At 52.5% G+C, this 14,425-nt stretch carries 8 protein-coding genes; 7 read left to right on the forward strand and 1 reads right to left on the reverse strand.

Annotation, left to right across the window (positions count from 1 at the left end; all coding sequences use genetic code 11):
- Positions 1-43: 43 nt before the first annotated feature.
- From B7992_RS00225 to pheT, 7 genes are all read left to right on the forward strand, one after another.
- Entirely contained in the window at positions 44-1,906 is a 1,863-nt protein-coding gene (locus B7992_RS00225) for a FecR domain-containing protein (RefSeq protein WP_073283685.1), read from the forward strand.
- Complete coding sequence (locus tag B7992_RS00230) at positions 1,906-5,055, forward strand: right-handed parallel beta-helix repeat-containing protein (RefSeq protein WP_088665340.1); 3,150 nt, start codon at positions 1,906-1,908, stop codon at positions 5,053-5,055. Before B7992_RS00225 ends, B7992_RS00230 begins: the two co-directional genes overlap by 1 nt.
- A gap of 184 nt (positions 5,056-5,239) precedes the next feature.
- The gene (gene pyk, locus B7992_RS00235; RefSeq protein WP_088665341.1) at positions 5,240-7,030 is read left to right on the forward strand and encodes a pyruvate kinase; all 1,791 of its coding nucleotides are present in this window, start codon (positions 5,240-5,242) and stop codon (positions 7,028-7,030) included.
- 18 nt (positions 7,031-7,048) lie between these two features.
- Positions 7,049-8,716: an NAD(P)/FAD-dependent oxidoreductase gene (locus B7992_RS00240; protein ID WP_088665342.1), complete on the forward strand. Its 1,668-nt coding sequence runs from the start codon at positions 7,049-7,051 to the stop codon at positions 8,714-8,716.
- Between the two features lie 95 nt (positions 8,717-8,811).
- On the forward strand, positions 8,812-9,984 hold the full coding sequence (locus B7992_RS00245) for an RluA family pseudouridine synthase (protein WP_073156839.1): 1,173 nt from the start codon (positions 8,812-8,814) through the stop codon (positions 9,982-9,984).
- On the forward strand, positions 9,984-11,015 hold the full coding sequence (gene hemH, locus B7992_RS00250) for a ferrochelatase (protein ID WP_088665343.1): 1,032 nt from the start codon (positions 9,984-9,986) through the stop codon (positions 11,013-11,015). Before B7992_RS00245 ends, hemH begins: the two co-directional genes overlap by 1 nt.
- Before the next feature lie 171 nt (positions 11,016-11,186).
- Positions 11,187-13,622, forward strand: a complete 2,436-nt coding sequence (gene pheT, locus B7992_RS00255) for a phenylalanine--tRNA ligase subunit beta (protein WP_088665344.1) — start codon at positions 11,187-11,189, stop codon at positions 13,620-13,622.
- A gap of 148 nt (positions 13,623-13,770) precedes the next feature.
- Here the strand turns inward: pheT and B7992_RS00260 are convergent, their stop codons facing one another.
- The gene (locus B7992_RS00260) at positions 13,771-14,151 is read right to left on the reverse strand and encodes a hypothetical protein (RefSeq protein WP_073156847.1); all 381 of its coding nucleotides are present in this window, start codon (positions 14,149-14,151) and stop codon (positions 13,771-13,773) included.
- Positions 14,152-14,425 lie beyond the last annotated feature (274 nt).

A 14,425-nucleotide genomic window follows, 5' to 3' on the forward strand; every position in this document is an offset into this window, starting at 1 on the left:
TTTGCCCCAAAAGACATGAAGACCCCTTTGAACGAGAGGCAATATGTGTTCACGCTATTCTAGAGTTATCGCGATATTCCTGGCCCTTCTGGTAGCCAACTCCTTCGCCGCCAAGTCCGCCTCGGGCAAGGTCCGTTCCCGCATTGGCGAAGTAACGATCCAAAAGGAAGGCAAGGGAGACTGGAAAGACCTTAATGTTGGAAACAAGGTCAACCAGAGCGACTTGATCCGTACCCTGCTGGAATCCCAGGCAATCATCGCCCTCCCCGACGGAAGTAACTTTTCCATCGAAGAGAATTCCCTGGTGTCCATGACCGAAGTGATGACAGACGACGGGAAGAATTACATCACCGCCGAAATCAAGTCGGGCAAGATTAAGTTCGACGTCCAGAAACAGAATGGCGGAAGTCATTTCAAGTTCAAGACGGGCACCGCCACGGCAGCTATCCGAGGAACCTACGGTCTGACAGGACTTAGCGAACGCCAGACACCCATTGCAGCCCTGATTTTTGGTAAGATGGACATGTTCATGGGAACTCAGGCCGTATCCATCCACGAAAATCAAGCCATTGTCACCCACCGCGACAAGTTGGTCGTCATTGACCTGAGCGCCGGAGCCGACGCCGATTTCCTGGACAAGATTGACAGCCTGGCAGGCGACTCCACCATCACGGAAGAGGAACTGCTCAAGAAAGCCGGCGAACTGGACAAGCTCCGTACAGAAGCCCTGAAAAAATTGAAGGATGGCGTGCGTTGCGAATTCGAGGCTCTGCCGGACACCATCCGCGAAAACTCCGTAAAAATCCAGGGCCAGTGCACCCAGGGCATCAAGGTCGGTATCGGCGGCGAAATGCAGAACTCCGACGAAGGCTCCGTCACCTTCACCCCGGAATGGTCTCCGAAACAGCAAGGTCCGAAGAAATTTACAGTCACCTGCCAAGTGGGAAAGACCAGCTTTGACTGCGGAAACTTGGCCACTTACTATGTCAGTTCCGCCCCCAGGGATTCTGTGGCAGGCCACGAGCCCTTGACTCTCATCACCAGCTCTCCCCTTACCGTTAGCGATCCGTCTGCGACCATCATCGAAGGAAGATTTGATCCGTCCGACCCCAATGCCACCCTTACGGTAACCCACGATGGCAAGGTTTCTGACAACCTGCTCCTGCGCAATCCCGATGGACACTTGCGTTACAACCTATCCATCAAGGACTCCTGGAAAAACTGGAACAGCGAACTGGTGGAAGTGGAATACAATTCTGAAAAATACGGAACCGAAAAGGCAACACTCAAGCTGGCCATCAAGAAGAACAGCAAGACCATCAATACAATTTCTCCAACCATCGGCATCACAAGGACCGATTCCCTCAAGTGCTTTATCAAGTTAAATATCAAGGATACTGAAGGTGACCAGGTCATACTGACCCCCTATGTAGATGGAGTCAAGGGCATCGACCAGATTTACGGAAACTCCGGTGAATACACCTTGAAGACCACCAAGGGCATCCACAACTACAACTTTACTGCAGAAGACCTGGCAGGCAACACAAGCAAGGTTAGCAAGACCTTGGGATGTTTCCCCAAGACTAATGCCACCCTGGATGTCGAAGGACCGAAGAAGATCCGCCTCCGCGTTCCGCGCCCGCCCCAGAACCACACCAATCGTTTTTACCAGATGATCCGTTTCAAGGTTAACGGGCTGCCCGAAAACAATCCCCAGTTTATCAAGCGCATTGTCATTAGCCAGTCCGGCGAAAAGGATGACGTTCTCACCGAAACCGATTTTCATGGAACAGCTTTTGACAGGCAGGTAGGAATCATCCGAGGAAAGACTACCGAAATCAAGATCAAGGTATTCCTGAAGAGCGGAGAGACCTTGAACGCAACTAAGATTTACGAGGTTCGCTAATGAAACACGTTCTTATTACAGCAATCGCGTTAACAGCAAGCCTTTCCTCTGCACAAACTGAACTTCAGGCAGAAGCTCAAACCGCAGCCCAGACAGAACAGACCCCAGCACAGAAGTCCCCCATTCTTCGGGGCACCGCCATCAGCGGAAACATCCGCGGTTTTCTGCGAGCAAGCGAATCCCCTTATCTTGTCACTGGAGACTTGCTTGTAGACAAGGCTTCGGCCCTGGTCATCGAACCGGGAGTCATCCTCCAGTTCACTCCCGGTTCCAAGCTGAAAGTCGAAGGTCAGATTGTGGCTGCAGGCATCAGCACCGAAGCAGTCGTTTTCAAATCCGCAGCCAGGACACCCAAGGCCGGCGATTGGAAGGGCATCACAATTTCTGGCGAAAACGGATCCGAGTTGCGTAACGCAGTCATTGCCGATGCAGAAAACGGAGTCGTCATTGAAAACACAGGGCTGAACCTCCACGGAAGTTCTATCAAGAACAGTACAGGTCGCGGTCTTTATATCCGTAACGGCAAGGCAGAAATCACGGACTGCGAATTTACCGACAACCAGGGTGCAGCCCTCCATGTATCCAACTACGGCGAGGCCTCCCTGGACAACGTTGTCTTCAAGAAGAACACCGTAGCCATCTACAATTCCAATCTGGGATACATTGATGCTAGCGGAACCACCATCCAGGAAAACGGCTATGGTATTCTGGATATGGGCAACAGCCATCTGACCCTGAAAAATTCAGACATATCGAAAAATACCGTGGGAGCAAGCGCCGCTGACGTTCTCGACAATTCCGTTTCAGAAAGCATTTCCGGCAACGCCAACGATTTTACGGTAGATTCCAGAACTGTTGCAGGAGCCCTTTCCGAAGACCCGCAGATTTTCGGAATCAAGAAACGTATTACCGACCCCGACGAAAAGATCGGAAACCTAATCAAGTCACGCGAAAAGGAATCCGCCCTGCAGGATTCTACCGCAAAGTCCTGGAACATCATCGGTAACGTCATGCTGGGCGGAAACTACCACCATGTCATCACCGGCAAGTCCTACGAAAATACATTCCAGGTTCCGGGATTCGGTGCTGAAGCCAGCGCCTACTTGCTGATGCAGTCTCCAGACGGTCGAACCATCGAATTTAACGCAGACCTCTCTGCAGACTCCTGGAATCACTTCTCACCAAACCCGGTCACCCTCTCCTACACAGACCAAGTCAACCATTTAGTTCTAGGTGACTTCCAGAAAAGTCAGGGGGACATCTACATGTCAAACCTACCCATCTTCGGTGTAGGCTACACCATGTCGCTCCTCAGAAACAACGCAGACATGCCCCTCTTTGAACTGGGCGGTTTCTTTGGCGAAGCCCGCCGCCCTTACGCCTGGAATGACCGTCACCCCCTTATTTACAAAGAATACATTGAAGATGGAGAACTCCAGGCCCAGCGTCTTGCCTACGGCGCCTCCTTCAAGTGGGCGCCCGTACGCCGTTTCGACGCCACCGTGGGAATCATTTACGCCAACGACGAAATGGAAGACCCGCTGCTCCGCGACGGTTCCAGCAGAAGCACCGGCGAACCGATGCAGACTTCCTTCACCATGTACGCCGACGGAAACTGGCTATTCTATCCTGGAGACATTGAACTGAATGGCTCTGTGGCCGTAGGTCGCGCAGACACCGCCGACGTCGCCAAGGAACGCGCAGCAAACAAGGTATTTAGCGAAGCAGGACTGAACGTAAGTTCCATGGGAACTCTCCGTCAGCTTATGAACAACGAATCCCGAATTCGCACCCTCAGCGACCAGGAACTCTACAACATTTTCGGAGACAACACCACCCTCACCCGCAGCCAGATGCGCGACTCCTTGCGCACCCTCATTCGCGATGCGAAACTTGCCAAGCGTGAAGAAGACAGCGATATTGAAGACAGCCGCGTTATGGGCCTCAACTGGGGCAGTCAGAATTTCGCCATCGGCGCTTCTCTTGACTGGAGCATCTACAAGACAACTATCTCGGCTCACGTCAAGTATGTAGGCGAAGACTTCTACAGCGCAGGTTCCCCAGACCAGCTTTCCGACACCCGCGAATTCGGCGGCCGCATTGAACAGGAAATCCGAGATTACTGGACTCTTGGTTTCGCCTACCAGATTAACGTAGAGAACGCAGCCAACCACGGAAACACCAACCTATTCGGCCTTGGTGAAGGAACCCGTTGGGGATTCTTTGACGAGGCATCCGACAGTTGGCAGGAAGAACATGAACTGGATAACGACAGAACCAAGTACATCCAGAATTTCTCTCTAGAAAACACATTCAAGATCTCAAACAACATTTCTACAAGACTGAATTACAATCTTGAATACCGCACTCAATATCGTCCCTACCAGTTGCAGGTGAACCAGTTCTACAAGGACGGAGTTTTCCTAGACGATTGGTTTGCACCTCGCAAGGGAAAGAAAACTATTGAACTGACCGACAACGAAAATTCCACAACCGTAGACGCAGAACGTTGGGCTCAGTACACCGGCTATGCCATTGAAGACTACCTGGCCTCCAATTTCCAGGAAAGAATTTTCAGACATACCTGGGCAGCAGATGTATCCCTGAAACAGGGTAAATCCATTGTCAAGGTGGGTGGAGTCCTCTCTATCAGATCTGACTATTCCAAATTCTACAAGGATAGCCTTGCCAACTTGCTGGACCTCGCTGATTCTACCTGGGGCAAGATGGGTTATTACTTCGGCGGCGCCGATTATCTGGAACACACCTATCCCCTTTCATGGACTCTGGAAACAGACCTTCTCCAGAACAGCCTAATTGTCCGCCCCCGCTTCAAGAACTATACTCGCGACGAAATGAAGGAATCCGAAATCAATGTCGACGAAGAAATGACGATTCCCCTCATGAACAAGTTCCTGACGCTTGGCATCAACGGAGAATTCCGCTACCTGCTTACCACCTGGGAAGACGATGGCGAACAGGATGAAACAGAAATGGATATTCTTGGTGGTCTGAACGTAAAGGTGAACCACACCAAGCACTGGAGCAGCGAATGGTTTGCCGGCACGGCCATGTATCTGCGTCCCGACAGCAAGCGCGATGAATACACCGACATCTACGGCGGTATCCGCGTGAACTACATTTTTTAATACGGTAAGCGTAAAAGTACCGCATACTGTATAGAAAGAACATTGAGAGGCGAGGCTTATGCCCCGCCTTTTTCATACATTTTTAGTACGTTCACTTTTACCCTTTGGGAAGGTGTTAAAATTTTTTATCATTGGCGCCGAAAATTAATAGTTTGATTTCTGACGAAAAAAAAAGAGGCGAAAAATGTTCACCCACAAGACGAAAATTGTATGCTCCATGGGCCCCACCACCAAGGATGACGAAGTTGTCTCCCGCCTGATTATCGCAGGCATGAACGTGGCCCGATTCAATTTCTCCCACGGCTCCCACGAATCCCACAAGGATGCCATGGACAGGGTGAAGCGCGTTTCTGCCAACCTCAAGCGACCCATCGCCTTGATGTTGGACACCAAGGGTCCCGAAATCCGCACCGGCAATACCGAGGGTGATGCCGTCATCCAGTTCAACAAGGGCGACAAAGTTTGGGTAACCGTCGACGACACCCTCACCAAGGGCGCCACCGAAAACGAACCGGCAAAGCTGAGCCTTTCCTGGAAGGAATTGCCCCAGAAGATTGAACCCGGCCACCGCATCCTTATTGCCGACGGCCTCCTGGAACTAGACGTAGAAGAAACGGACGGCTTTACCGTCAAGTGCGTCGCCAAGAATTCCGCAGCCATCGGAAGCAAGAAGAACGTGAACCTGATCGGTCTTCACGCCGGCCTTCCCATCATGAGCGAACAGGACAAGAACGACATCAAGTTCGGTGCCGAACAGGACGTAGACTTTATCGCCGCCTCTTTCGTAAGCTACGCCAGCGAAGTCCAGGAAATCCGTCGCTATCTGGATAGTCTCAATTCCAAGGCAAAGATTATCGCCAAGATTGAAAACGAAGAAGGTCTGAACAACATCCGCGAAATTGCCGCCACGGCTGACGGCATCATGATTGCCCGCGGTGACCTTGGCGTTCAGCTGCCCACCGAAAAAATTCCTCTGGCCCAGAAGCACATCATCCGCGTCTGCCGCCAGCTGGGCAAGCCCGTCATTACAGCCACCCAGATGCTGGACTCCATGATTCAGCACCCCCGCCCCACCCGTGCGGAATTGACCGACGTGGCTAACGCTATTTTCGACGGTACCGATGCCGTGATGCTCTCCGGCGAAACCGCCAACGGTCTCTACCCCATCGAAGCGGTAGAAACTCTGGTCCGCGTTGCAGTTACCGTAGAATATTCTCCCGAATACTACAAGAAGATGCGGGAATCCTTCGAAATGGATCTGCAGGGCGACATGAGCCGCATCGTTTCCCAGAACGCCTACCAGACCGCCCGCGAAGTGAACGCCGCTGCCCTCATCACGCCGACGCTTACCGGAAACACCGCCCGCATGATCAGCATGTTCCGTCCCAGTCAGCCGATCCTTGCTGTAACTCCCTTCGCACAGGTCAAGCGCCAGCTCCTCTTGAACTGGGGCGTATTCCCTCTGTTTGCCGAAGAAGTAAACGACTCCGATTCCATGGTGCAGAACGCTATCAAGAGCGCCTACGACGCAGGAGCCGTCCACATTTCCGACCGCATCGTCATGGCTTCCGGCTACCCCATTAGCGCACAAATTGTGAACACCATCCGAGTCCTCCACGTGGGTAACGAACTGGTGAAGGGCGAACAGGGCGGCTGCGCCTCTGCAGATATTGCCCGCGCCAACGGCCGTATCCTTCGCGCAAAGACCCCCACCGAAGCCTACATGCTTCTGCGTCGCGACAGCAACGAAATCTTGCTGTGCAACACTCTGACCGAAGAATACATTCCCGTACTCCGAGACGTTCGCGGCGTAATTGTAGACGGCGAAAGCAGAATTCCTGCAGAAACCTTGCCTCTAATCAACCCCCGCCTGGTATGGCTCGCCCAAGCCAAGGGTGCCTTCAACGCTCTGGAAAGCGGCATGGCCGTCACCATCGACGGAAAACGTCTTGTGGTTTACGAAGGTACGCTGTAAATTTCTACCTTTGGGTTGATGTATACTTACCGCTACAGAGAACTTTCCGTCGCCCTCGCCAAAAAGGGTGAGTACCGAGCCGCTTTGGCCCGGGAATTGCGAATCCATCCCGAAGAAATCTTCAATCTGGAAGTGGAACGTTTTTCTCTGGATAGCCGCCGTAAGGGAGACCCAAAGTGGTCTTACAATGTCATTTTTGAAGTAAAGCGCCAGTTGCGAGCCACGGGCAATCACGCCAAGGGCTTGGTGGCCGCCACACGAGAAACCGAATCCCTGGGAAATGATCCCCAACGCAACACCGTTCCCATGGCAGGCCATGTGGATGTGATCGGTGCAGGTCCCAGCGGATTGTGGGCAGCCCTACACTTGCTTCGCAAGGGTTTTTCTGTGGACCTCTACGAACAAGGCAAACTGGTAGAAGAACGTTTTAGGGATATCCGCCGTTTCTTTGTAGACCGAAAATTCAATGCATACAGCAACGTGCTCTATGGCGAAGGTGGCGCAGGTGCCTTCAGTGATGGAAAACTGAACACCCGCAGTCGCAACCTGTTTTCTGAAGCGGTACTAAAGGACATGGTATCCTTCGGCGTCGATGAATCCGTAGTCACCTTTGCAAAGCCCCACATCGGCACGGACCGACTGGTTTTGATGTTACGTCAGCTTCGCGCCGAAATCGCACGACTGGGCGGCAAGATTCATTACAGCACCACCCTGGAAGATATTGAAATCAAGGACGGACGGATTTGCGGCATCAAGCTGCGGGACGTGTCCCGCCGTAATTTGGGAGAAGTTCCTTCTGCAGACTTCGCAGAAATCTGCCCCAGCCATTGGCAGCCTTGTGAGGCCTTGGTTCTCGCCGTAGGTCATTCTGCACGGCACATTTACGAAATGCTCCATGCTCGCGGAGTCTCTCTCGAAAGCAAGGCGTTCGCCATGGGCGTTCGCGTAGAACACCCGCAGATGCTTATCAACATGCGCCAGCTGGGTCGCGACATCGATACAAAGCTTACCGGTTCCGCAGAATATTTTTTGGCAACGCCGACCTTGAACAAGACCAGTTCCGCCTACAGTTTCTGCATGTGCCCCGGTGGTGTCCTGGTGCCCTGCGCTTCAGAACCCGGCACTCTCGCCACCAACGGCATGAGCTACAGCCATCGAAACGGTCCTTTGGCCAACGGCGCCATCGCAGTTCCTATTACACCGGGTGCAGAAGGTTTCGATATCAAGACTGCCGGCACCCTCTTTGGCGGTCTTGACCTGCAGCGCAAAATTGAAGCCGACGCCTACGCCGTTGGCGGTAAGAACTACGCCGCTCCCGCCCAGACCATCAAGAACTTTTTGGCAAAACGCGTCGACAAGAATCTGCCCAAGACCACATACCCCTGCGGCCTGGTAAACAGCAATATGTGGGATTGGATGGACAAGACCATCTGCGCATCCCTGGCAGAAGGCTTCCAGAATTTTGACAAGAAGATTCCAGGCTTTATTGAAGAAGGTTTGATTGTGGCGCCGGAAACTCGAACCAGTTCTCCCCTCCGCATCACCCGCAATAACGAAACTTTAGAAAGCGTCAACACCAAGGGTCTTTACGTTCTTGGTGAAGGTGCCGGCTACTCCGGTGGAATCGTCACCAGCGCCGCCGATGGCATCCGCCTAGCCCACTACGCAAAAAGAAGTAAACAGTAGACAGTGGTTAGTAGACAGTAGAAAGGAATTCACCATCCACTAATCACCAATCACTAACCACTAATCACTAACCACTAATCACTAACCACTAAAACATGATAACTCGCCAGATTGACCGCAACTTCGCAAATATGCGTCTCGACCGATTCCTCCGCAAGGCTTTCCCCGAGGAATCCCTCTCCGTATTCTTCTCCGTCATCCGCAAGAAGAAAGTCCGCGTCAATGGCGTGGTCGCCAAGGCAAACCAGATGCTCCAGGAAGGCGATCTGGTAAACATCTATGAAAACTTCAAGTCCGTTTCCGAAGAAGAAAAGGACATGAGCCGCGCCCAGTCCGCACAGATCAAGGCCGAAGTAGAAGCCGCCTACGAGGCAGGCGAATCCAACATCATTTCCTTCCCCGGTGCAGCGGGTTCCGCAGCAGGCGCAAACCGCGACAAATCTGCGGTCACAGGCTTCGCCAAGAACAAATCCACCTGGGGCAAGAACATGTCTGGCGCCGAGAAGCAGTCCAACTGGGGCGCTCAGGAACTGGACATCGTCATCCAGACCGAAGATTATCTGATCGTGAACAAGCCCTCGGGATTGGCAAGCCAGCCCGGTTCCGGCACCAAGCCCGGCGAAAGCCTGGTGGAATACCTGTGGGAATGGGGCCGCAAGGAAGATCTGGACTTCAAGCCCACCATCGCCCACCGACTGGACCAGGAAACTTCCGGCATGATCATGGTGGCCCTCCACGGCGACACCCTCCGCGAACTTACCCGCATGATCCGCGAACACGAAGTAGACAAGTATTACTTCGCCCTGGTCAAGGGCAACCTTTCCAAGGACCGCGGCACCATCAGCGAAAAACTGACCCGCACCGACGCCGCCAAGGGTAGCAAGATGAAAGTTGGCGAAGACTCCAAGGACGCCAAGGAGGCCGTCACCCATTACCGCGTCAAGCAGCATTACATCGGTTTCGACCTGGTTAAGATTAAATTGGAAACCGGTCGTATGCACCAGATTCGCGCCCATTTCGCAAGCATCGGTCACCCCCTGCTGGGCGACTCCCGCTACGGCGACTTCGCCCTGAATCGCGAAATCAAGAAGCAGCTGGGCCTGCACCGTCTATTCCTCCACAGTTGCCGTCTGGAATTCGACTGGCAGGGCGAAAAGAAAGTTTTCGATTGCCCCCTGCCCAAGGAACTGCAATCTGTTCTAGACCAGCTGAAGCGCAAGCCCTACGAACGCAAGGAAAACAACTTCCAGCAGAGCCGCCGCAGGTAATGTCAACCGCTCTTCTTCTGGTTCAATTAGGCTCCCCCGCCAATCTTGATGTCGATGACATCAAGACTTATCTCCATCAGTTTCTTGGAGACTGGCATACCATAGGCAAGAAGAGCTTATTTTGGAAGCTGCTATTAAAGTTCGTCATTTTGCCAAAGGGCAAATTTTCTAGTTACGACAAATACCTTCAGATGTTTAACAGCAACGATTTCAAGGAAATGCCGCTGGTAACGTACTCTGAAGAATTTCTGACGGCACTCCGCAGGAAATTCGTCGCATCGGACGCACTGGAACAGCACAAGGTTGAAGACTACGTCACAATCCGTCTCGCCTATCAATACGGCTGTACTCCATCCATTAGCGAAACCCTAAAGCAACTTGAAAAAGACGGTGTCGACACAGTTCACATGCTGCCTTTGTACCCGCAGCGATCTGGCGTTACCACACAGGCCGCCATCGACAACGTATTGGACTGTGCCAGGAAAATCAAGTTCAAGGGGAAGATTTTATCTGCCACAGGTTTCTGCCAAAACGAAGCCTGGGCCCGAGAAGTGGCAAAAACCATTAGCGAGCAAATCGAAGAGGAAGACACCCTTCTTGTGTCATTCCATTCGATCCAAAGTTGGCGTGTAGAAAACGCAAGCGACCCTTACCGCAGCGATTGCGAACAAAGTTTCAAGAACATTTGCCAAAGCCTCGCAGAAATTGCAGGCGACAAATTCAGCGGAGAAGCCCACCTGGTTTACCAAAGCAAGTACAAACCCGGCAAGCTCCCCTCTGGAAAGTGGTTGGGGCCATCACTGGCAGAGACTTTGCAGCAGCTGGGCGAACAAAACAAACCCGTCGTTGTGGTAAGTCCAGTTTTTACCGCCGACAACCTGGAAACCATCTACGAAATTGATGACGAGGTGTCTCAGATCTATTACAGTGCTGGCGGTCCTCGACTCAAGCGTATTCCTTGCCTAAATGCAAACCCCGACTGGATTACTGCATTCGTCGAAGAAATCCTGCCCGCATTAAAGTTCGCCTAGGTCCAGCCCCAAAGAGTCTCCAACGCTGTCAAAACGCATTTTAACACCCCGGTCCCAAGACCGAGGCTTTTATTATTTCTAAATTGTCCCGCGTAATTTATGGGCTGCACAAGAGCCTGCTGTCTTTAAAAAAGATTGCAGTACAGGATGCAGTTAAAAAAGGAATAAAAGATGAAAGTTTCTTTAAGTTGGCTGAAGCGTCATGTGGATCTGCCGGAATCTGTGGCAGAAATCGAAAAGGCATTGACTTCCATCGGTTTGGAAGTTGAAGGCATCGAAGAACCGGGTAAGGTTTACGACAAGCTGGTGGTGGCAAAGGTCCTCACCTGCGAAAACCATCCGGACAGCGATCACCTCCACATCACCACAGTCGACAACGGCAAGGAAGTTGTTCAGGTGGTTTGCGGCGCACCTAACGTTACAGCAGGCCAGACCGTAGTTCTCGCTCCTATCGGTGCAGAACTTCCCATGAGCGACGGTTCCGTCCTCAAGATGAAGAAGTCCAAGATCCGCGGCGTAGAAAGCTTCGGCATGATTTGCGCTGAAGACGAAATCGGCCTTTCCGACGACCACGGTGGCATCATGGTTCTGGACGACTCCATCCCCGCCGGCACTCCTTTCGTAAGCCTGGGCATGTACGACGTCTGCTTCGAACTGAACGTCACCCCCAACCGCCCCGACGCACTTTGCCACCGCGGTGTCGCCCGCGAACTGGCAGCCAAGTTCGGTCGCGAACTGAAGCCCCTGGCCTACAACCTGGTTGAAGAAGCAGAAGCCGCATCCTCCGCAGCATCTGTTGAAGTTATCCCCGGTTGCGGTTGCTCCCGCTATACCGCCCGCGTCATCAAGGGCGTTGAAGTCAAGCAGAGCCCCAGCTGGCTCGCCAAGCTTTTGCACACCGTTGGCATGAACTCCATCAACAACGTGGTGGATATCACCAACTTCATCCTCATGGACGTGGGCCAGCCCCTCCATAGCTTCGACATGGACCAGCTGAAGGGTTCCATAATCAAGGTCCGCCGCGCCGTGAAGGGCGAAAAGATTCAGACCATCGACCACACCGACCACGAACTCACTGAAGCCGAACTGGTCATCTGCGATGGCGACCGTCCCGTAGCCGTAGCCGGCACCATGGGCGGCGTAGAATCCGAAATTGTGGACACCACCAAGAACGTTCTCTTGGAAAGCGCCTACTTCAACCCCACCATCGTCCGTAAGCAGGCCAAGCGCCTGGGCATCGGCTCCGACTCCAGCTACCGCTTCGAACGTGGCATCGACACCACCACCCAGGACGAATACAGCAAGTACGCTTGCGCCATGATCCAGGAAGTGGCTGGCGGCAAGGTCCTGAAGGGTTGCGTGGAATACACCGGCGAAGACCACCAGAAGGAACTGACCAAGATCGACCTCCGTGTTTCCCGCGTTGCAAAGATCATCGGCATGGACATCGCTGCCGACGTGATCCGCAAGCACCTCACCAGCATCAACCTGAAGCTGGCTGCAGAGAACGGCGAAACCATGACCTTCGAAATTCCGGGTAACCGTCCGGACCTGGAACGCGAAGTTGACCTTATTGAAGAAGTGGCACGTCTCGTAGGCTTCGACAACATTCCTTACAGCCTGCCCAAGTTCACCATGCAGCCCAACGAACTGCCGGCTGTGGAAGTGATGAACCGCAAGATCCGCAGAACTCTGAGTGCCATGGGTCTCCATGAATGCTTGAACTTGCGCTTTACCAGCAAGGCTCGTACCGAAGCATTGTTCGGCGCAGAATCCGACGACCGTCGTTCCAAGCCCGCAGCTCTTCTCAATCCCCTTTCCGAAGAACTGGGCGTCGTTCCCACTTCTCTGTTGCCCAACCTGCTGAAGAACGTTGCAGAAAACGAAAAGAACCGTCCGGGCTCCGTTCGCTTGTTCGAAGTAGCCAAGGGTCAGTTCAAGCGAGAACGTGCCGACGTCCGCGACAACGGCTTTGACGAATCCAACCTCATCGCCCTTACCGTTGCTGGTGCATTCGACGTGAACCCGCTGAACGACAAGCCCGCTCAGATTGACTTTGTCGCCTTCAAGGGTCTGGTTCAGTCTTTCTTCAAGCGCTGCGGTCTCGTTGTCGAATTCCGCGTTCCCGAAAAGTTGGAAGCCTTTATGCATCCGGGCAAGCAGACCGAAATCGTCTGCGGCAAGACCGTTCTCGGCACCATGGGCGCCCTGCATCCGTCTTTAGCCAAGTCCTTCGAAATCGGTTACGAAACCTATGTGATGGAAGCTAACCTGGACAAGATGATTGAAGAAAGCCACAAGAAGATTATCTTCCAGGCCTTCAGTCGTCAGGTTCCTTCTACCCGCGATATCTCCCTGGAAGTGGCAAAGAGCCTCACCCACGAAGAAATCGTCGCCCGCATCAAGGGTCTCAATCCCAAGAACCTTGCCAAGATTTCCCTCAAGAGTATCTACGAAGGTGAAAAGATTGAAGCCGGCAAGAAGAACATGGTCTATAGTCTGACCTACCAGACCATGGACCGCACCTTGACCGACGACGAAGTGAACAAGGCCCACAACAAGCTCCGCGACAAGCTGGTTGCTAACGGCGACATCGTTCTGAGATAGCGGAAAGCGAAAAGGTCAAAGCGTAAAGAGAAACTTTAACCTTTAGGCTTCAGGCTTCAAAAAAGATTGAACATCAAAAAATCCTCGCAGTCCAACTGCGAGGATTTTTCCTTTATACTTTAACCTTTAAACTATAAGCTCTAAGCTATCAAACTCCCAGGGCGTCCTTCACCTGGCCAATAAAGGCCTTTTCTTCGGGAGAAATGTTGCTTGCGTTTCCGTCTTCGTTAGAAGCTTCTGCCACGCGGATCATGGCGTTCAGCACAGCACGCTTAAATTCTTCGGACTCACCCTTGATGGCTGCCACACAGGCATCAATACGATCCTTGGCGTTGCGGAACTTGCCATAGGTGTTATTGAAATCGTCCCAACTTACGTTCGGAGTCAGTTCGTCATGAATCTTGTCCAGTTCATCGCTTTCGGCTTCAGTTGCAGAGGCGGAACCCGGCAAAAGTTTTTCGGTTTCAGTTTCATGAAAAAGGCAAGCCACCTGCCAGGAAAGGATCAAAAGAGCAAGATTCGGATTCATTAGTACCTCGTTTGTTTTTGCTAAAGATACAATAAAATAGTGAACAGCGAAAGGTGAATAGTGAAAAGGATTTATGAGATATGGCTTTGACGAGTGTTTGCGTTTGTCATTCCGAACTTGTTTCGGAATCTCATGAGTGCATAAGACCCTGAACGTCCTCAGGGTGACTCTAGGCGCCTCCGGCGCGATTATAATAACTCATAACTCGTATCTGATAACTCATATCTCACCCCTCACTTCTAGCACCTCATACCAGTTGCCTGAAACCTGGAGT

The sequence above is a fragment of the Fibrobacter sp. UWH1 genome (assembly GCF_002210365.1).
Lineage (GTDB): Bacteria > Fibrobacterota > Fibrobacteria > Fibrobacterales > Fibrobacteraceae > Fibrobacter.